The sequence below is a fragment of the Synechococcus sp. CCY 0621 genome, assembly GCF_019038465.1.
Taxonomy (GTDB): Bacteria; Cyanobacteriota; Cyanobacteriia; order PCC-6307; family Cyanobiaceae; genus Cyanobium.
Genome location: NZ_JAFKRH010000009.1, coordinates 15,701 through 33,876, shown reverse-complemented (window position 1 = coordinate 33,876; position 18,176 = coordinate 15,701). Strand labels below are relative to the sequence as shown.

Genomic DNA, 18,176 nt, shown 5'->3' with positions numbered 1-18,176 from the left:
AGCGCCCAGAGAAAAGGCCGAGAATGGAAGGTATCTAAAAGTTGACTAGCCGTGAGGAGCCGAGGGCCCTTCTGTTCGGCTTGACTTAATCCGCATCCTAAGCTTGCGACTGAAGCCAAAGGCAAAGGCAGTACCAAGAATTGGCAACGGACCTGGAACATCGCCCGGAACTGGAGTGGCTACAGCCCAAGGGAACGGTACACCATCAAAAACAGGATCCACAGGAGGATCAAGCTGAGCGCCGTTGAGCGGAAAGGAGTACGCAACATCCCCAGTCCCAACAAAACCAAAACATGGACCACCTATGCAGAAAGCATCCATAGCGACGTCATTGGAATTCGGATCAAAATCCCATGCGAAGAAAGGACCTACGTTCTGAAAAACCGGACCCAAGCCAGAGCCCAGTGAAGTAGCAAAGAGGTTGGCAAGAGATTGATTTCCCCACCATGGCATCTGCGGCGCAGGCGGATTTAGACTAGAAAAGTTAACTTCTTGTACTTGAATATCGTAGAGGCCATACCCAGGAACAGATATGACTATTGCAGAAGCGGGTCGTTGTTCAGATAGTGCAAGCGCAACCGCACATATAACAGAAATTCTCGACACCTTCACGAGAGAGGATGCCTTCAGCCTGATTCGATCAAAAGAATGTAGAATTGCCATTGGAAGAAGTGGGTACGGAATTAAAACAAAAGGAGAATTGCTTAGTCGTGCATTAAATCATCAACGGCATATTGGCTTCTGTTTGATTTTAGCAAAGTACCAGCATTAGTCAACCGACCATATCCCTTCTTGCAAATCACTGCAGCGAAGACCATGAAATGACACTTAAGATTGCTTTACATCTTAGTGAAAGGACTTTAGCCGAGATCATAAATCCGCTGTCAACGCAATCTGCTAGAGCTGGGAATGGCGTTGTCTCTCGACAGAATCCGCTCTTTATCATGGCAAAGACTATTCATTCAGTATCACCCTCCAAAGGACTGACAACGCAGACCCGGAGACTCATTACACCAAGATGATCTGTGCCTCAATGTGGGTATTTGCGATTTGCATCAAAGCCATAAGGTGACACATGATGTATCTGCAACTAGATCTTTGGATACATGTTCTGTCGTTTCTTGTCTACTCGCGTCATTAAAGTGACAGTAACCATTTACTGGATTTTCGTCCCCACTCTCAGACTCCGCAGACGCGCTGAGAGAGTGAGATTCAAAGCCGCGCCCCTCTATGGCATCACCGCGCGTTCCGGAGACGGTTTCATAGGATGATGGCGAAGGCATGCAAGAAGCCATGGTCATCTTAGCAACAACCGAAACATTCCGTTTTCTCCCTATCTGCACATTCCAGACAAAGGAGTGACGAGCCCCCATTGGTGTTCTGTGTATAGAATAGGTTGAGATTGATGTGACTCAAGAGCTGGAATTGTGCAGGACTGAGCAGAAGCTTACATGCCAGCCAAGAATTTTCCCGAGTTGAAGATATGCTTGGAGCGACAAGCTTCAAACCCTTCACAAATGATGCTGGCCAAGGTGATCTCATCGATCGGCCCGGCAGGTTCAGGCTCAAGCCCGTCCCTGCTGGGGAGGGGTTCAAATCCAGCCGGCTCTCACACTCCTAGTGGCCATAAAAGAGATGATCGGTGGCCAGAGGGAGAACCGCTGTGTACCATTTCAGATCGGCAGCTCCCACTGTTGCAGCACCATCAACTGATCAAGATCGCTTCCCAAATGGTCATATCCGCGCCCATGGGGGCCGAACATACCCACAAGTTTGCTTGCTCAGGAAGGTGGACCTAGCTGTGCCTGCGCAACACGAACCCATTCAATGCTGGTGGTGGCATGACGTAGTCAGTGTTGACACTGGAGTCAGCCGAAATGTTCACAGGGTGTACCCGGAGTGCAAAACGGCCATGGAGCCAGCCTGGCTGAGGCGGCCTTGACCCGTAAGGACCGGGATGGCCGCCGCGTTGTACACCTCCTTGCGGTCGGCACCGTGCTACACGGATCCCGTGCAAAGTAAAGCCATGACCAACCTCACCCTTGCCCTCGACGACGCACTGCTCCAGCGGGCCCGCGAGGTCGCCCTGCGTGAGAACACAACTGTCAATGCCCTGGTGAGGGAGTTCCTCACCCACTACGTCGATGCCCGGAGCCGCCGGCTGGAGGCTCTCTCCCGATTTGAGGCCGTCGCCTCCTCCTGCCACAGTGCCAGCGCTGAACCCTGGACCCGAGAATCACTCCATGGGCGCCCCTGATGTGCGTCTTCATTGACACCAACCTGTGGGCCTACCGACTGGCTGGAGGACGTCACGCAAAAGCACGAGGTGGTGATCAGCACCCAGGTCTTGATCGAACTGCGCTCCGTCGCGACCCGCAAGTTGTGACCACCGCTCAGTGATCAGCAGATCAGTGGGCTGCTGGAGGCCCTCTCTGGATTCGAGGTGGTGAGCCCAGACAGCACCTTGGTGATCGATGCCTTGATCGTGGCAGCAGCGATCCGCAATCGCTGTGCTGTCCTCTTTTCGGAAGACCTGAGCCATGGATCCCAGACGGAGCTGACGGGTCGGCTGGCGTGGAGGAGTCCTTGCTCGCTATCATGCATGCTATCAAGAGGTGGGTGCAGCCATAGCGCAGGTTCTGATCCGCCAGTTGGATGATCAGGTGGTGGAAGCCCTCAAGGCCCGCGCCCGTGTCCAGGGTCTCTCCCTGGAGCAGAGCCTGCGCGACCTCCTCACCGACGCCGCCCGACACGGGACGTCTGGCCTGCGCGATGAACTGGCCCGCCTGCGGGCCACAACTCCGGCCGCCGGCCGCCATCTGGACGTGGCGGCCCTGATCCGGGAGGACCGGGATGGCCGCTGAACCCACCACCTGGGTGGTGGATGCGTCGGTGGCCTTCGCCTGGTTTGCCGCCGTGCCGGGCTCTGAGCAGGCCGCCTGGCTTCTGGAGCCAGGATCAGCGGCCGTGTTGCTGGCGCCCGATCTGGTGCTGGTGGAGCTGTTGAACGCAGGCTGGAAAAGCCTGCGCCTGGGGGCTATCACCGCCGAGCAGTTCCAGATGCTGGCGCACCGCGCCGCCGAACCCTTCAGCCACCTTGCGCCCTCCACGGCCTTACTGGCCCGGGCCGGCCACTGGTGCCTGGAGCTCAACCACCCGGCCTACCACTGCCTTTACGTGGCCTTGGCGGAACGGGAACGGGCCACCCTGATCACGGCCGATCAGCGGCTGCTGGGCAAGCTCAAATCGCCCAGACCCGGCCTGCCGGCCGCCATGGATCTGGCCCGCCTCACGGAGAGCCGCCCGCTTGCCAAAGCTCCAGCGATGAGCCATGGACCCGTGCGTCGCTCCATGGCAGGCCCTGATGCGCGTCTTCATTGACACCCCAGCGGCGGCGGATGAATCAGACGGCGCATCACCTGGTGCCACACAAGCATGGTCGCAACCACCAGTAGAACCTGACCACAATCGCTTGCGTTGCTAGCACTGACAGCATGACCCGCGCGGAAGTCGTTATGGCCACTCTCACGATCCGCAACCTCGACGACGCCACCAAGGCCCAGCTGCGACTGCAGGCCGCCCGCCACGGACACTCGATGGAGGAGGAAGCTCTCACGATCCTGCGCCAGGCCGTACTCCCGCCGCCCGCCACCGCTGGCAGCCCTGGCCTGGGCAGTCGTATCCAGGCCCATTTCGCCGCCCTCGGCGGGGTGGAGCTGGATCTGCCGACGTGATCGTTCTCGACACCAACGTGATCGCCGAACTGATGCGTCCCCAGCCAGAGCCGGCGGTGCTGGCCTGGGCGGATGGCCTCGCATCAGCGGAGGTGGCCATCACGGCGATGAACGAAGCCGAGATCCTCCACGGCCTCGCCCAGCTGCCGGCGGGTCGCCGCAAGCAGGCCTTGCTGGATAGCTGGCAGTCGCTGGTGACGGCCCTGCTGGGAAATCGCGTGCTGGCCTTCCACCGGGAGGCTGCCCAGTGGTACGGCGAGCTCCTGGCCCGGCGGGAGCAGCTGGGACGACCCATCACCACGGCCGATGCGGTGATCGCAGCCACCGCCCTGGCCCAAGGCGCCCAACTGGCCACCCGCAACGTGAGCGACTTCACAGGGCTGGGCCTCGACCTGATCAATCCCTGGCCTTAGCGAATGGCCAGGCCTCGATGTCTGTGGTGCTGGCGGCCATCACTCCAGCTCTGGTGGCTGTGCAAGCTTCTGCAGTCTGCCGAAATGTTTACAGGGTGTGCCCTCCGGGTAGCTGTCGGGATACCGGGTGGGGATGTAGAAGCCATCCTCACTGATTCAGCTTCAACACCGCCATGAACGCCTCCTGGGGCACCTCCACCCGCCCCATCGCCTTCATGCGTTTTTTGCCCTTGGCCTGTTTCTTGAGCAGCTTCTTCTTGCGGGAGATGTCACCGCCGTAGCACTTGGCCAGCACGTCCTTGCGGATGGCGCTGATGCTTTCGCTGGCGATGATGCGGCTGCCGATCGAGGCCTGGATCGGAATCTTGAACTGCTGCCGGGGAATCAGCTCCTTGAGCTTCTCCACCAGGCTCTTGCCCACGTTGTACGACTTATCACGATGCACGATCGTGGTGAGCGGATCGGCCCGCTCGCCATTGATCAGCACATCGAGCCGCACCAGCTCGTTGCGGCGATAGCCGATCAGGCTGTACTCCATCGAGGCGTAGCCCTTGGTGCGGCTCTTCATCTGATCGAAGAAGTCGGTCACCACTTCCGCCAACGGCATCTCATAGTGCAGCGTCACCCGGTCGGTGGTGATGTACTTCATGTCGATGAACTCACCACGCCGCTCCTGGCACAGCTCCATCAGGGCGCCGTTGTACACATTGGGGGTGTAGATCTCCAGCTTCACGTAGGGCTCCTCGATCGATTCCCGCTTCTGGGGATCGGGCAGGGTGGCGGGGTTGTCCACCATCAACGTGCTGCCGTCGATCATGTTCACCTGGTAGATCACCGACGGGGCGGTGACGATCAGGTCGAGGTCGTACTCGCGCTCCAGCCGCTCCTGCACGATCTCCATGTGCAGCAGGCCCAGGAAGCCGCAACGGAAGCCGAAGCCCATGGCGCTGCTGGTTTCCGGCTCGAACTTCAGCGCCGCATCGGAGAGCTGCAGCTTGTCGAGGGCCTCGCGCAGGTCGGGATATTGATCCGCATCGGTGGGGAACAGGCCGCAGAACACCATCGGCGTGGCTTCGGCATAACCGGGCAGCGGCTCGGCCGCTGGATTGGCCGCCAGGGTGATCGTGTCGCCGACGCGGGCATCGGCCACCGCCTTGATCGAGGCGGCCAGATAGCCCACCTCACCGGCATGGAGGCTCTCCACCTGGCGCTGGTCGGGCGCCATCACGCCCACCTCATCAAGCTCCACCACCTTGCCGCTGGCCATCAGCAGCACCTTGTCCTTGCGGGCGATCACACCGCTGATCACTCGGAAATAGACGATCACACCCCGGTAGGGGTCGTAATAGGAGTCGAAGATCAGGGCCCGCAGCGGTTCGTCCACCTGGTCCGGCGGCGCCGGCACCCGGTCCACCACCGCCTGCAGGATCTCAGGCACCCCCAGGCCGGTCTTGGCGGAGCAATTGATCGCCGTGGAGGTATCCAGGCCGATGATCGCCTCGATCTCCGCCTTGATCCGGTCGGGATCGGCCCCCGGCAAATCGATCTTGTTCAGCACCGGAATGATCTCCAGATCGTTCTCCAGCGCCAGGTACACATTGGCCAGCGTCTGGGCCTCCACCCCCTGGCTGGCATCCACCACCAGCAGGGCGCCCTCGCAGGCCAGCAGGCTGCGGCTCACCTCATAGGAAAAGTCGACATGGCCCGGCGTGTCGATCAGGTTGAGGATGTAGGTCTGGCCGTCAGCCGCCTTGTACTCCATCCGGGCGGCCTGGAGCTTGATCGTGATGCCCCGTTCCCGCTCCAGTTCCATGTTGTCCAGGAACTGGGCCTGCATGTCCCGGGCCGCCACGGTGCCGGTGTCCTGCAACAGGCGATCGGCCAGGGTCGATTTCCCATGGTCGATGTGGGCGATGATGCAGAAATTGCGGATCCGCTGGGCGGGAACGTCGGTCATAGGGGAACAGCGGCCCACCACAGGTTCGATCGATCCTAGGCAGCGGCGGCAGAGGCGATACCGAGCCGCCAGCTCAAGAGCAACCCCTCCACGGTGATCCGTGCGGCCGAGGCTGATGCCATGGCTCTGGTCCAGTCGGGTTCGATCTCCACCGCTGCCGCGACCCGGATCGCTGGCCTGCCACTGCCGCACTTTCTTGAGCTGCTCTCCAGCCTGAGGATTCCACTCAGCTCCAGCGATCCGGCCGACACCGGCTCCGACCTGGAGGCCGCCCGCCGCTGGCTCGGGCTCAACGCCACAGCCATTAGCACTTGATCCCAGCGGTGATCGCCGATACCTGGTGCGCAACGTCTTCGGGCAGGTCCTGATCACGCCGGCCGTTGCGGCGGAACTTCGGATCACAGGGCCGGAGCCAGACCTTGCTCTCTTTGCCGGCCAGGAGGATCTCGCTGCAGCCCGGGTCGAGGGCTGGCTGCACCTCAGTGAACCGGGCCGAGCAGAGGCTTACCACCCGCTCAACCCAGGCGTCGATTCTGGAGAAGCCAGCTGCATCGCCCTGGCGCTGGGGAGGCACCAGCGAGGTCTGGAATCGCTGCTGATCCTCGACGACCGCGCCGGACGCGCCGAAGCCCGCCGGCTGGATCTCGAGCTCACCGACACGGCTGCGGTGGTGGCCATGGCGCGGCTGCGCGGGCTGATCCCCGCCGCCGGCCCGGTGCTGCTGGACCTGTACAGCAACGGTTACTTTCTCAGCGACGCCACGGTTGAAACCGTCCTGGTCAGGACGGGATCGATCCGGTGGCGACCCCCCAGCAACGTGAGCAACACGAGCCAGGACACGGACAGCTCCCGATGGAGGAAGGCCCCATAGGTCTTGTCGATGGGATAGGCGGGCTTGGAATCGATCCCCTGCCACCTGCCGTGGGCGTTCGTCGGCTCTCCCGTCTGGGCCCCCTCTCGCCCCTGTGCAGATGAACGTGCACGAGGCCAAGACCCACCTGTCCCGTCTGTTGCAGCAGGTGGAGGCTGGTCAGGAGGTTGTGATCGCCCCACCGGGAGTCCTCGCTGGCGCGATCAGCGTGTCTGACGATTTCGACGCTCCTCTCGACGATCTTTTCGTCTCCAACCTTTTCCCCATCCATGGAGCCCGTGGCACGTCTGCTGCTCGACACCCATCTGGTGCTGTGGTGGCTGAGCGCCGATTCACGCCTTCCCAGCTCTGTGGTCAGCCTCTTGCAGGAAGCCGGCCAGGAGGTGTTCGTCAGCCAAGCGTCGCTCTGGGACATGGCCATCAAGACGTCGCTCGGACGCCTCTCGGCCGACCTGGCGCAGGTGGACCGCAGCATTCCGGAACAGGGCTTCCGCTGCCTGTCCCTGCGTAACGAACACCAGCTGGCGCCCTACGGACCGACCGTGCGCCTCGTCTGATCCGGCCCAGGCTTCCTAGGCTCCTGACAAATCCCTCTCCTACCCATGACCACCGAAGTGACCACCGAAATGACCACCGAAACCGCCAGCCCCGACGCCGGTACCGACCCCCGGGCCCTGACGATCGACAACGTTGAGCGGGTGCTGGACGAGCTGCGCCCCTACCTGATGGCCGATGGCGGCAACGTCGAGATCGTTGAGATCGACGGACCGGTGGTGAAGGTGCGTCTGCAGGGCGCCTGCGGTTCCTGCCCCAGCAGCACCATGACCCTCAAGATGGGCATCGAGCGCAAGCTGCGCGAAGCGATCCCGGAAGTGAATGAAGTGGTGCAGGTGCTCTGAATCTTTCCTTCATGGCTCTGAACTTTCCCTGCCGGCAGGCAGGTTTTTTTTGTCCGATTGTCAGCGTTCTCTTCAGCACCGCCCAGCGGATTCAACCCCGAAGCTCAAGAACCAGAGACGATCTGGTCCTAACTTGAAGTTGCAGTAAGAACGCTGCAACGACAGAGATTCTTGGCCCTGCTGGCGGAGGTTGGAAGCGATGACAAGCAAACTGCTTCTCCGCACACTGGCGGACTTTTCCAAAACCGCAAGCCACCTCCGGCGTCGCCCCGGTTCGCGGGGATCGATGGCGGCGACGCTCCTGATCGTCATGGCGGTGCTGCTCGGCAGTCTGGCCATCTCGAACCGATCCAGCATGGCCGAGTTGGCCTCCGCCTATCAGAGCCAGAGTCGCGACGCCAAGGCCGCGGCCGACATCGGCATGGCGGCCGTGGTCAGTGAGCTCAACCGCCACCGCAACCGCCAGCTCCTGGTCAACGCCTGCCTGCTGGAGACGGCCACGCCGACCGCCATCGCCGCCAACAACGCCATCAAGGTGGTGGATGGGCGGGCCTTCGCCAACATCGGCACCACCTTCCCCACCAGCAACGCGATCCCCACCGCCCAGACGCTCAACGTCGGCGATGGCTCCCAGCAGCGCTGGCGACTGGTGGACGTGGATTGCTCCGGAGCCACGGCCGCCCTCGTCAGGCAGGGCACGCTGGCCAACCCCATGAGCGGTGCCGCCGCCGTGGCTCCCCGCACCGGTGAACTCACCCTCACCGTGCGCGGTTTCGCCCTGCGCGGCGGGTCGGTCGTGGCCACCAGCACCCTGCAGCAGACCCTGGAGGTGGTGCCCAAGTGCCTCGACCGCAGCCTGCGCGGCCTGGGCAATGCCTTCGGTAACGACATCCGCCGCTGCGCCCTGGCCCCGGGCTTCGGCTTCATCGCCGGGGCCGCGGATGACAACACCGGCGATCTGGTGATCTCCGGAGGCGCCTACAACCTCAACGTCGATCCGGTCACCTGCATCGCCACCAGCCCATCGGGCTGCGTCGACGGCCTCTCCAGAACCAGCGTGAACGTGGTCGACATCAACCTGCCTCCCCCCCTGCCCACCGCCAACACCACCTGCCGCAGCGCCTCGCCACCGGCCAGCTGCAACGTGACGGTGAGCAGCGACCTGACCCTGGCCAGCCGCAATTTCGCCAGCTGGCCGGCCCCCTGGAACACGCTCTGCACCCGGGAGGATGTCAACGGTGGCGCCTCGCCCCCAGGCACCTTCCAGACGATCTCCTGCAGCCTCAACCGCCTCAGCACCAGCAACAACGTTGAGCTGTTTTTTGACACCAGTGGGACCACTGCTGACAGTTCAATCCCAGTGCGGTTGCACTTCCCCAACGCCTCCACCAGTGGCCAGAAGAGCGTCACGCGGGGGAATGGATCCTCGGGCATCTTCCAGTGCGATTCCAATGTCGGTGCCATCACCTGCACCACCACCACCCAGGGGGCCCCACGCGCCGCCGACCTGGCCCTGTTCGGCTGCGCCCCAGGGGCCCCCGCCCCCTGCGGCGCCCAGTTCCTGGATCTCGGCAACGGCAACGGCGCCTCCCAGAGCATGTTCCTGTACTTCCCGCTCGGCAACATCGAAATGGGCGGCACACCGGATTTCAAGGGGGTGATCTGGACAAACGATTTCAGGGCCAACGGCAATATCACCGTCACGATTTCTCCAAGTGATGTGGAAAGCGTCTGCAGCCTGATGAAGTTCTGCGGCAGCGATGATTCTTTCTACGAATCCTTTGTCATTGATTACGTCACCCGAGCCGTCAAGCGCCTCACCTATTCCTGAGCCGCCGTGAAACGTTCCCCTCCCACCGCCAAGCGTCGCCGCCCGGCCAACGGCTTCTCCCTGGTGGAACTGATGGTGTCATCGGTGCTGCTGGTGCTGGCCCTCACCGGCACCTCCGTCCTCTTCGTGGAGTCCAACCGCAGTTCTGCGGCGGCGACGGCGCGCTATCGCCAGCAAGCCCTGGTGGACACGGATCTGGCCCGGGTGCGGCGGCACAACGACCGCTACACCTGCAGCTCCGGCACCTGCACCAGCCTCGGAACCGTGGAGCTCGGCAAGAACGACTTCTTCCCCTCACCCACCTCCACGGCCGCCACGGGCAACAGCACCGCCGGCAACAGCTTTGAGGCCCTGTGCAACTCCACGAGTCTGATCACCCAGCTGGTGGCCGATATCGGCTCCGCTCCCTCAAACCTGACAACGGCCGGCATCGCTTACACCATCAACCCCAACAACCAGGGACAGCAGACCATCAGCGAATTCGGTACCAACGTCACGCGCAACCTGCACCGCTACACGATCACCTACACCAACAGCACGAGCGGTGAAGTTCTGCGCCGGGTCACCCTCGTTCCCACCACCGTCGCCTGGTGCCCCTGATGAAACACCCCTCCAATGCCGGTTTCAGCCTGATCGAACTCACCATGGTCGTGGCGGCCGTGGGCATCCTCTCTGCCGTTGGAATCTCCGCCTCCGGCAATGAATGGCGCCGCGAGCGGGTGAACGCGGTGGCGACTGAACTGGCCGGCTGGCTGGAAACGGTGCGGCGCACCTCACTCAAAGGCAATGCCTGCCAGGTGAGCATCAGCGGCGGCAGCCTGGCGGCCGGCGCCACCCTCGGCACCGCGTCCGAACTGCTCTCCAACGCTGTTGTGGCCAATCCATCCATCGCCAACAACTGCCTGACCGGCCAGCCGCTCCAGATCAGCGGAACCATGGGCTCCTCCACCTATGTGATTGCCCCGGGCGGCAGCACCAGCTTCAAGTTCACCCCCCGCGGCACGGTCAACGCCGCAGCCTCCAACACCCAGCTCGCCAACCCACTCGTGATCGAGATCTCCCTGGCAGGCACCACCGGACCCAAGCGTTGCGTCCGCATCTCCGAAGGCCTCGGCCTGATCAGCGTCGGCGCCAGCAACTCCAGCGATGGCACCTGCCCCGACAACAGCTACGGCGGAACCCTCTGAAGCCATGAACCACCGCAACACCCGCCACCGACGCCGCCCCCATGGGCACCGGGGCTTCACCCTGGTCGAATTGCTGATCGCCTCGGTGATAACGGGCGTGATCTTCGCCACCGGCAGCAATGTGATGGTGACCCAGATCCGGGTCTCCGCTCAGCAGGAATCGGTCCGGCGCCTGCAGGACCACTGGGGTCGCATCAACCATCTGCTCGAAACGGAGATCACCGAATCCGCCTCGGCAACGGCTGTTTCCGGCACCTCCCTCACCCTCACGCTCGCGGGCGGTCAGACGATCACCTACGCCTTTGACGCCGGGTCACGAACCATCACAAGGACAGGCCCGCCGATCAACGACAACGGCACCTTGAATCTCACCCCCGGCACCGCCAACGTCGCTTCGGTGCTGCTCACCAACGTGGAGGCCTTCGCCCCCACGATCACCAACAGCCGCGAGCCCGCCTACACCCTGGCCCTCAGCGATGCCCTGGGAGCGTCCTTCACCGGGCTGTCCAGCTCCAGCCGCTCGCGCACGTCCAGCTACCCCTGAACGCCCTTCTGATGCGCCGTCCGCCTGCTGCCCTGCTGGCTCTGCTGCTGCCCCTGCTGCTGATCGGCTGCCAGCGGACCCCGGTGGTGGTGAGCGCCGAGCAGCGGGCTGCCTGCCGCAGTCAGGCCGAAAGCGCCGCCACCCCCGAGCAGGCCTTGCAACGCAATGCCGCCTGCCTCGACGCGGCCATTGAGGAGCTGAAGAATCCGCCGGCCCCGTCCCCCCCCCCAGTGGTGGCGGCGGCTCCGCCACCTGCGGCGCCGATCGATCGCTACCGCTACTGCCTGTTGCACCAGGACGACGTGCGGTCGGCCTCGGCCCGCCTGACCAACGCCGCCAAGCCCCTGATGGTGGCCTCCAAGCGCTATGCCCCCGGGAGCGAGGCGGTCCGCACCGCCCAGCAGACCTACGACGCCGCGCTGGCGGAACTGGAGCGGCTGTTGCCGCCGGAGATCCGCAACGGCATGGATCTGATGCCCACCGCCGCCCAGGCCTACAGCCTCTGCGATCGCCAGGTGCTGGAGCGAACGCCTGGTCCGTAGGCTGCCCCCAAGACGATGGGCTTCCCGTGCTGGATCAGCGCCTGCTGCGCAACGACCCGACGCTGATCACCGCCCCCCTGGCGCGGCGCGGCCTGGCCACCGACCTTTCCGGCCTGCAGCAACTGGCCCTGCAGGCCCGCGACCTGGAGCAGCAACGCAGCGAGCTGCAGGCGGAAGGCAACCGCATCGGCCGCGAGGTGGGCGAGCGGATCAGGGCCGGAGCCGCCCCCGGCGGCGAGGAGGTGAAAGAACTGCGGGAGCAGGGCAACCGCATCAAGCAGCAGGTGGCGGCGCTGGAGGAGCAGGAGAAGGGGATCGAGGCGCAGCTGCTGGAGCAGCTGATGGTGTTGCCCAACCTGCCCTCGCCCCTCTGCCCCACCGGCCGCAGCGAGGCGGACAACGTCGAGCTGAAGCGCTGGGGCACGCCGCGACTCCCCGCCGGCGGCGAGCAGCTCCAGGAGCATTGGCAGATCGCTGAGCGGCTGGGCATCGTTGACACCGAGCGCTCGGTGCGCATCGCCCAGAGCCGTTTCGTGACCCTGCTGGGCCAGGGGGCAAGGCTGGAGCGGGCCCTGATCAGCTTCATGCTCGATCACCATGCCAAGCGCGGCTACACCGAGGTGCTGCCGCCGATCCTGGTCAACACCGCCAGCCTCACCGCCTCCGGCCAGCTGCCGAAGTTCGCCGAGGAAAGCTTCCGCTGCGCCGAGGACGACCTCTGGCTCACCCCCACCGCCGAGGTGCCGCTCACCTCCCTGCACCGCGGTGAGGTGCTCAGCGCCGAGCAGCTGCCGCTGAAGTACGCCGCCTACACCCCCTGCTTCCGCCGTGAGGCCGGCTCCTATGGCCGCGACACCCGGGGCCTGATCCGCCTGCACCAGTTCAACAAGGTGGAGCTCTACTGGTTCTGCCGCCCCGAGGACTCGGAAGCGGCCCACGAGCAGCTCACCTTGGATGCCGAAGCGATCCTCGAGGCTCTGGAGCTGCCCTACCGGCGCCTGGAGCTGTGCACCGGCGATCTGGGCTTCTCCGCCGTTCGCACCTACGACCTGGAGGTGTGGCTGGCGGGGGCCGGCACCTACCGGGAAATCTCCAGCTGCAGCACCTGCGGCGATTTCCAGGCCCGCCGGGCCTCGATCCGTTTCCGGGACGGCAAGCAGACCCGCCTGCTGCACACCCTCAACGGCAGTGGCCTGGCCGTGGGCCGCACCATGGCGGCCCTGCTGGAGGCCGGCCAGCAGGCGGACGGAAGCGTGAGGCTGCCGCAGGCGCTTGTTGCCTACGTCGGTGCGGACCGACTGGTTGCCGGCTCCCCCTAGGAGCCCTCCCGGGCAGCCAGCGGCTGGTCGAGGTACTGGTCAAGCATGGTTCCGGGCAACAGCGGCCCCGTCAGGAAGCGCAGTCCGATTTCGGTGTTGTAGTTCTTCTCCTTGACCCATTGCACCTGGGAAGGAACCGAAAGATCGAGGTTCAACTCGCCATCGGAGAAATCGAGAACAACATTTTCGTTGGGATCCAGTTCGATCCCGCCGCGACGGATCACGCAGGCTCCAGAACGGCTGAGATCCGTCACGGTGACATAGGCAAGCCGACCTGAAAGGGTTCTCAGACTTGCGGAAACACCCGGCGGTAGGGAATGCCGCAGGGACTGTCTCAGGTCCCCAGCGTTCGGTTCACCGTCGGGGGCGTTTTGCAGCCGATCCTCAGACACGCAATCGCCACCCGATCAATTCGCACAGACTATCCGGGCAGGTCGCCAGTGTCATGGCCGGTGCTGCCGCAGCCGGTGCTCCCCCCACCGCAGTGCCGGGGTGGTTCCCGCAGAATGAGGCCAACGGAACCGGGAGACGGAATGGGTGTACTGACGGCGTTGGCGATCCTGGCGGGCCTGATCCTGGTGCACGAGGCCGGCCACTTCTTCGCCGCCACCTGGCAGGGCATCCGCGTCAGTGGCTTCTCGATCGGCTTCGGTCCGGCCCTGATCCAGCGGCGGCGGCGCGGCGTGCTGTTCGCCCTGCGGGCCATCCCCCTGGGGGGCTTTGTGTCCTTCCCCGACGACGAGGAGGACAGCACCATCCCCGCCGATGATCCCGACCTGATGCGCAACCGGCCCCTGGCCCAGCGGGCCCTGGTGATCGCCGCCGGCGTGATCGCCAACCTGCTGCTGGCCTGGAGTGTGCTGCTGGCCCAGGGGTTGGTGCTGGGCATCCCCTCCGGCTTCAGCGCCACCCCCGGCGTGGTGGTGGCCGCCGTGCAGCCCGGCCAGGCGGCTGCGGGCTCCGGCCTCCAGCCCGGCGACCGCATTGTGGCGGTGGATGGCACGCCGCTGGCCGGCGGCCAGGAGGCCGTGATGGCCCTGGTGGGCCGCATCAAGGACGCCCCCGGCCGCACCCTGCGCCTGCAGGCCGACCGCAACGGCACGACGGTCACCCTGCCCCTCACCCCAAGCGACAGCGGCGGCATCGGCCGCATCGGCGCCCAGCTGCAGCCCAACGGCAGCGAATCCTTCCGAGCCGCCACCAGCCCGATCGAGCCGATCCTGCAGGCCAACCACGACTTCGTGGCCCTCACCCGCCGCACCGTGGAAGGCTTCGGCACCCTGATCACCCACTTCGGCGAAACCGCCCCCCAGGTGTCGGGCCCGGTGAAGATCGTTGAGATGGGGGCGTCCCTGGCCAGCCAGGGGGGCAGCAGCCTGTTCCTGTTCACCGCCCTGATCTCGATCAACCTGGCGGTGCTCAACGCCCTGCCCCTGCCCCTGCTCGACGGCGGCCAGTTCGCCCTGCTCCTTCTCGAAGCTCTGCGGGGCCGCCCCCTGGCCGACCGCTACCAGATGGCCTTCATGCAGTCGGGCTTCGTCTTCCTGGTGGGCCTCTCCCTGGTGCTGATCGTCAAGGACACCAGCCAGCTGCCCGCCATCCAGCAGCTGCTCAGCCGCTGAGGTGCCCCGCTTTCCCAGCCCCCGGACCCGGGCGCCGCTGATCCTTGAGCGGCTCGGCGAGCTCTATCCCGACGCCACCTGCTCCCTCGACTGGCGCACCCCCTGGGAGCTGCTGGTGGCCACCATGCTCTCGGCCCAGTGCACCGACGAGCGGGTCAACAAGGTCACGCCGGCCCTGTTCGAGCGCTTCCCCGATGCCGCCGCCGCCGCCGCCGTCGAGAGTGAGGCGGTGGAACCCTACGTGCAGTCCACCGGCTTCTACCGCAACAAGGCGAAGCACATCGTGGCCGCCTCGCGGCTGCTGATGGAACACCACGGCGGCGCCGTGCCCGCCTCGATGCAGGAGCTGCTGCCCCTGCCGGGGGTGGCCCGCAAGACCGCCAATGTGGTGCTGGCCCACGCCTTCGGCATCAACGCCGGCGTCACGGTGGACACCCACGTGAAGCGGCTGGCCCACCGGCTCGGGCTCACCCGCCACACCGACCCGAAGCGGATCGAACCCGACCTGATGAAGCTGGTGCCCAGGCCCGAATGGGAAACCCTCTCGATCCGGCTGATCTTCCACGGCCGGGCCGTCTGTGGGGCCCGCAAACCCCGCTGTCAGGGCTGCGGCCTCGCCGACCTCTGCCCCAGCCATCCGGCCAAGAGGTAAGGTGACAGGCTGAAGTTTCCCCCTCCTCCGGCCGCATGGCGAAGAAGTCGATGATCGCGCGTGACGTCAAGCGCCGCAAGATCGTGGAGCGTTTCGCGACGCGCCGTGCCGCCCTCAAGGAGGCCTTCGATGCGGCCGGCGATCCGATGGAGCGCCTGGAGATTCACCGCAAGCTGCAGTCGCTGCCCCGCAACAGCGCCCCCAACCGCATCCGCAACCGTTGCTGGGCCACCGGCAAGCCCCGCGGCTACTACCGCGATTTCGGTCTCTGCCGCAACCAGCTGCGCGAGCGGGCCCATAAGGGTGAACTCCCCGGCGTGGTCAAGTCCAGCTGGTGAGCCGGGGGCTTCGGCCCTTTCACCGCAACGGCTTTCGGTCGCAGCAGGCGCCCCACAAGGGCGCCTTCTTCATGGCCGGGCGGGGGCGGATGCGAGAATGGTGCGTGACAACAAAACGGACATAACGCCCAGTGCAAGGACACACTCAGTCGATCTCCTTCGATGGTCGGGAGATCCGGCTGACCAGCGGCCGATTTGCGCCCCAGGCCGGGGGCTCGGTAATGGTGGAATGCGGCGATACGTCGATCCTGGTCACCGCCACCCGCTCGAAAGGCCGGGAGGGCATCGATTTCCTGCCCCTGATCTGCGATTACGAAGAGCGTCTCTACGCCGCCGGGCGCATCCCCGGCAGTTTCTTCCGTCGTGAGGCCCGCCCCCCCGAGCGGGCCATCCTCACCTGTCGCCTGATCGACCGGCCGATGCGGCCCCTGTTCCCGGGCTGGCTGCGCGACGACCTTCAGATCGTCGCCACCTGCATGTCCCTGGATGAGCGGGTCCCGCCCGATGTGCTCGCCGTCACCGGCGCCTCGATGGCCACCCTGCTGGCCAAGATCCCCTTCATGGGCCCGATGGCCGCCGTGCGGGTGGGCCTGCTGGGTGACGACTTCGTGCTCAACCCCAGCTTCCGCGAGATCGAACGCAGCGAACTGGATCTGGTGGTGGCCGGCACGCCCTCCGGCGTGGTGATGGTGGAAGCGGGTGCCAACCAGCTGCCCGAACAGGACGTGATCGAGGCGATCGATTTCGGCTACGAAGCCGTGGGCGAGCTGATCCGCGCCCAGCTGGCCCTGCTCAAGGAGCTGGGCATCGAGCAGGTTCTGCCGGAAGAGCGCAGCGACGATCCCACCCTGCCCAGCTTCCTGGAGAAGGAATGCGCCCAGGGCATCAGTGAGGTGCTCAAGCACTTCGAGCAGACCAAGGCCGAACGGGACGAGAAGCTCGACGCCATCAAGGCCGAGGTGGGCGAGAAGATCGCCGCCCTAAACGGGGAGGATCCGATCAAGGTGGCTGTGAGCAGCAACAGCAAGTTGCTGGGCAACTCCTACAAGAGCCTCACCAAAAAGCTGATGCGTCAGCAGATCGTTGTCGAAGGCAAGCGGGTGGATGGCCGCAACCTCGATGAGGTGCGCCCGATTCAGGCGGCCGTGAGCGTGCTGCCCAAGCGCGTGCATGGCTCGGGCCTGTTCCAGCGTGGGCTCACCCAGGTGCTCTCCTGCGCCACCCTCGGCACCCCGAGCGATGCCCAGGAGATGGACGATCTCAACCCCATCAGCGAGAAGACCTACCTGCACCACTACAACTTCCCTCCCTACTCGGTGGGTGAGACCCGGCCGATGCGCTCCCCCGGTCGCCGCGAGATCGGCCACGGCGCCCTGGCCGAGCGGGCCCTGATTCCGGTGCTGCCCTCGAAGGAGAGCTTCCCCTACGTGCTGCGCGTGGTGTCAGAGTGCCTCAGCTCCAACGGCTCCACCTCGATGGGTTCGGTGTGCGGCAGCACCCTGGCCCTGATGGATGCCGGCGTGCCCCTGGCCGCCCCCGTGAGCGGCGCCGCCATGGGTCTGATCAAGGAAGGCGACGAGGTGCGCATCCTCACCGACATCCAGGGCATCGAGGACTTCCTCGGCGACATGGATTTCAAGGTGGCCGGTACCGAGAAGGGCATCACCGCCCTGCAGATGGACATGAAGATCAGCGGCCTGGCGATCAAGACCGTCGCCGAAGCGATCAACCAGGCCCGCCCGGCCCGGCTGCACATCCTCGGCAAGATGCTCGAGGCCATCGACAAGCCCCGCGACACCCTCTCCCCCCACGCCCCGCGCCTGCTCAGCTTCCGCATCGATCCGGAACTGATCGGCACCGTGATCGGCCCCGGCGGCCGCACCATCAAGGGCATCACCGAGCGCACCAACACCAAGATCGACATCGAGGACGGCGGCATCGTCACGATCGCCAGCCATGACGGCGCCGCCGCCGAAGAGGCCCAGCGCATCATCGAGGGCCTCACCCGTCGCGTCAGCGAAGGGGAAGTCTTCAACGGTTCGGTCACCCGGGTGATCCCGATCGGTGCCTTCGTGGAGATCCTGCCCGGCAAGGAGGGGATGATCCACATCTCCCAGCTGTCGGAATCGCGGGTCGAGAAGGTCGAAGACGTCGTCAACGTCGGCGACCAGGTGACGGTGCGGGTGCGGGAGATCGACAACCGCGGCCGCATCAACCTGACCCTGCGGGGCGTGGAGCAGCAGGAGCCGGCGGCGGTCTGATCAGCG

At 64.8% G+C, this 18,176-nt stretch carries 22 protein-coding genes; 19 read left to right on the top strand and 3 right to left on the bottom strand.

Features of this window, described 5'->3' with window-relative positions; all coding sequences use genetic code 11:
• Positions 1–45: 45 nt before the first annotated feature.
• Entirely contained in the window at positions 46–663 is a 618-nt protein-coding gene (locus KUG43_RS01810) for a hypothetical protein (RefSeq protein WP_216905477.1), read from the bottom strand.
• Positions 664–2,026: 1,363 nt separating this feature from the next.
• Between KUG43_RS01810 and KUG43_RS01805 the strand changes: the two genes are divergently transcribed.
• From KUG43_RS01805 to KUG43_RS01785, 5 genes are all read left to right on the top strand, one after another.
• Positions 2,027–2,257 (top strand): hypothetical protein, encoded by a 231-nt coding sequence (locus tag KUG43_RS01805; protein ID WP_216905475.1) that lies wholly within the window; start codon positions 2,027–2,029, stop codon positions 2,255–2,257.
• Between the two features lie 358 nt (positions 2,258–2,615).
• Positions 2,616–2,864 (top strand): FitA-like ribbon-helix-helix domain-containing protein, encoded by a 249-nt coding sequence (locus KUG43_RS01800; protein WP_216905473.1) that lies wholly within the window; start codon positions 2,616–2,618, stop codon positions 2,862–2,864.
• Positions 2,854–3,381, top strand: a complete 528-nt coding sequence (locus tag KUG43_RS01795) for a type II toxin-antitoxin system VapC family toxin (RefSeq protein ID WP_216905471.1) — start codon at positions 2,854–2,856, stop codon at positions 3,379–3,381. Before KUG43_RS01800 ends, KUG43_RS01795 begins: the two co-directional genes overlap by 11 nt.
• A gap of 113 nt (positions 3,382–3,494) precedes the next feature.
• Positions 3,495–3,734 (top strand): FitA-like ribbon-helix-helix domain-containing protein, encoded by a 240-nt coding sequence (locus KUG43_RS01790; protein WP_286194303.1) that lies wholly within the window; start codon positions 3,495–3,497, stop codon positions 3,732–3,734.
• On the top strand, positions 3,731–4,147 hold the full coding sequence (locus tag KUG43_RS01785; protein WP_216905470.1) for a type II toxin-antitoxin system VapC family toxin: 417 nt from the start codon (positions 3,731–3,733) through the stop codon (positions 4,145–4,147). Before KUG43_RS01790 ends, KUG43_RS01785 begins: the two co-directional genes overlap by 4 nt.
• A 148-nt stretch (positions 4,148–4,295) precedes the next feature.
• Here KUG43_RS01785 and lepA read toward each other — a convergent pair whose 3' ends face one another.
• The gene (gene lepA / locus KUG43_RS01780; RefSeq protein ID WP_216905468.1) at positions 4,296–6,104 is read right to left on the bottom strand and encodes a translation elongation factor 4; all 1,809 of its coding nucleotides are present in this window, start codon (positions 6,102–6,104) and stop codon (positions 4,296–4,298) included.
• 120 nt (positions 6,105–6,224) lie between these two features.
• Between lepA and KUG43_RS01775 the strand changes: the two genes are divergently transcribed.
• From KUG43_RS01775 to serS, 10 genes are all read left to right on the top strand, one after another.
• Positions 6,225–6,419 (top strand): hypothetical protein, encoded by a 195-nt coding sequence (locus KUG43_RS01775; RefSeq protein WP_502988569.1) that lies wholly within the window; start codon positions 6,225–6,227, stop codon positions 6,417–6,419.
• A gap of 25 nt (positions 6,420–6,444) precedes the next feature.
• A complete protein-coding gene (locus KUG43_RS01770) occupies positions 6,445–6,975 on the top strand; it encodes a PIN domain-containing protein (protein WP_216905457.1) in 531 nt (176 codons plus the stop codon).
• Positions 6,976–7,253: 278 nt separating this feature from the next.
• Complete coding sequence (locus KUG43_RS01765) at positions 7,254–7,532, top strand: type II toxin-antitoxin system VapC family toxin (protein WP_216905455.1); 279 nt, start codon at positions 7,254–7,256, stop codon at positions 7,530–7,532.
• Between the two features lie 69 nt (positions 7,533–7,601).
• Complete coding sequence (locus tag KUG43_RS01760) at positions 7,602–7,874, top strand: NifU family protein (RefSeq protein ID WP_216905543.1); 273 nt, start codon at positions 7,602–7,604, stop codon at positions 7,872–7,874.
• Positions 7,875–8,160: 286 nt separating this feature from the next.
• Entirely contained in the window at positions 8,161–9,705 is a 1,545-nt protein-coding gene (locus KUG43_RS01755; RefSeq protein ID WP_216905453.1) for a hypothetical protein, read from the top strand.
• A 6-nt stretch (positions 9,706–9,711) separates the two neighbouring features.
• The gene (locus KUG43_RS01750; protein ID WP_216905451.1) at positions 9,712–10,305 is read left to right on the top strand and encodes a prepilin-type N-terminal cleavage/methylation domain-containing protein; all 594 of its coding nucleotides are present in this window, start codon (positions 9,712–9,714) and stop codon (positions 10,303–10,305) included.
• Positions 10,305–10,892 carry a pilus assembly FimT family protein gene (locus KUG43_RS01745; RefSeq protein WP_216905449.1) on the top strand — a complete coding sequence of 196 codons (588 nt, stop codon included), beginning with the start codon at positions 10,305–10,307 and terminating at the stop codon, positions 10,890–10,892. Before KUG43_RS01750 ends, KUG43_RS01745 begins: the two co-directional genes overlap by 1 nt.
• A 4-nt stretch (positions 10,893–10,896) precedes the next feature.
• On the top strand, positions 10,897–11,436 hold the full coding sequence (locus KUG43_RS01740) for a PulJ/GspJ family protein (protein ID WP_216905447.1): 540 nt from the start codon (positions 10,897–10,899) through the stop codon (positions 11,434–11,436).
• An 11-nt stretch (positions 11,437–11,447) separates the two neighbouring features.
• Positions 11,448–11,978 (top strand): hypothetical protein, encoded by a 531-nt coding sequence (locus tag KUG43_RS01735; protein ID WP_216905445.1) that lies wholly within the window; start codon positions 11,448–11,450, stop codon positions 11,976–11,978.
• 26 nt (positions 11,979–12,004) lie between these two features.
• Positions 12,005–13,297: a serine--tRNA ligase gene (gene serS / locus KUG43_RS01730; protein ID WP_216905437.1), complete on the top strand. Its 1,293-nt coding sequence runs from the start codon at positions 12,005–12,007 to the stop codon at positions 13,295–13,297.
• On the opposite strand, the gene KUG43_RS01725 is transcribed toward serS, so the two are convergent.
• Positions 13,294–13,689 carry a PilZ domain-containing protein gene (locus KUG43_RS01725; protein ID WP_216905435.1) on the bottom strand — a complete coding sequence of 132 codons (396 nt, stop codon included), beginning with the start codon at positions 13,687–13,689 and terminating at the stop codon, positions 13,294–13,296. The two genes, serS and KUG43_RS01725, sit on opposite strands and share 4 nt — an antisense overlap.
• A 141-nt stretch (positions 13,690–13,830) precedes the next feature.
• Between KUG43_RS01725 and rseP the strand changes: the two genes are divergently transcribed.
• From rseP to KUG43_RS01705, 4 genes are all read left to right on the top strand, one after another.
• Positions 13,831–14,919: an RIP metalloprotease RseP gene (gene rseP, locus KUG43_RS01720; RefSeq protein ID WP_216905433.1), complete on the top strand. Its 1,089-nt coding sequence runs from the start codon at positions 13,831–13,833 to the stop codon at positions 14,917–14,919.
• 1 nt (position 14,920) lies between these two features.
• The gene (gene nth, locus KUG43_RS01715) at positions 14,921–15,571 is read left to right on the top strand and encodes an endonuclease III (protein WP_216905430.1); all 651 of its coding nucleotides are present in this window, start codon (positions 14,921–14,923) and stop codon (positions 15,569–15,571) included.
• A gap of 35 nt (positions 15,572–15,606) precedes the next feature.
• Positions 15,607–15,909, top strand: a complete 303-nt coding sequence (rpsN, locus tag KUG43_RS01710; protein ID WP_216905428.1) for a 30S ribosomal protein S14 — start codon at positions 15,607–15,609, stop codon at positions 15,907–15,909.
• 131 nt (positions 15,910–16,040) lie between these two features.
• Positions 16,041–18,170 (top strand): polyribonucleotide nucleotidyltransferase, encoded by a 2,130-nt coding sequence (locus KUG43_RS01705; protein WP_216905426.1) that lies wholly within the window; start codon positions 16,041–16,043, stop codon positions 18,168–18,170.
• Positions 18,171–18,176: the final 6 nt, after the last annotated feature.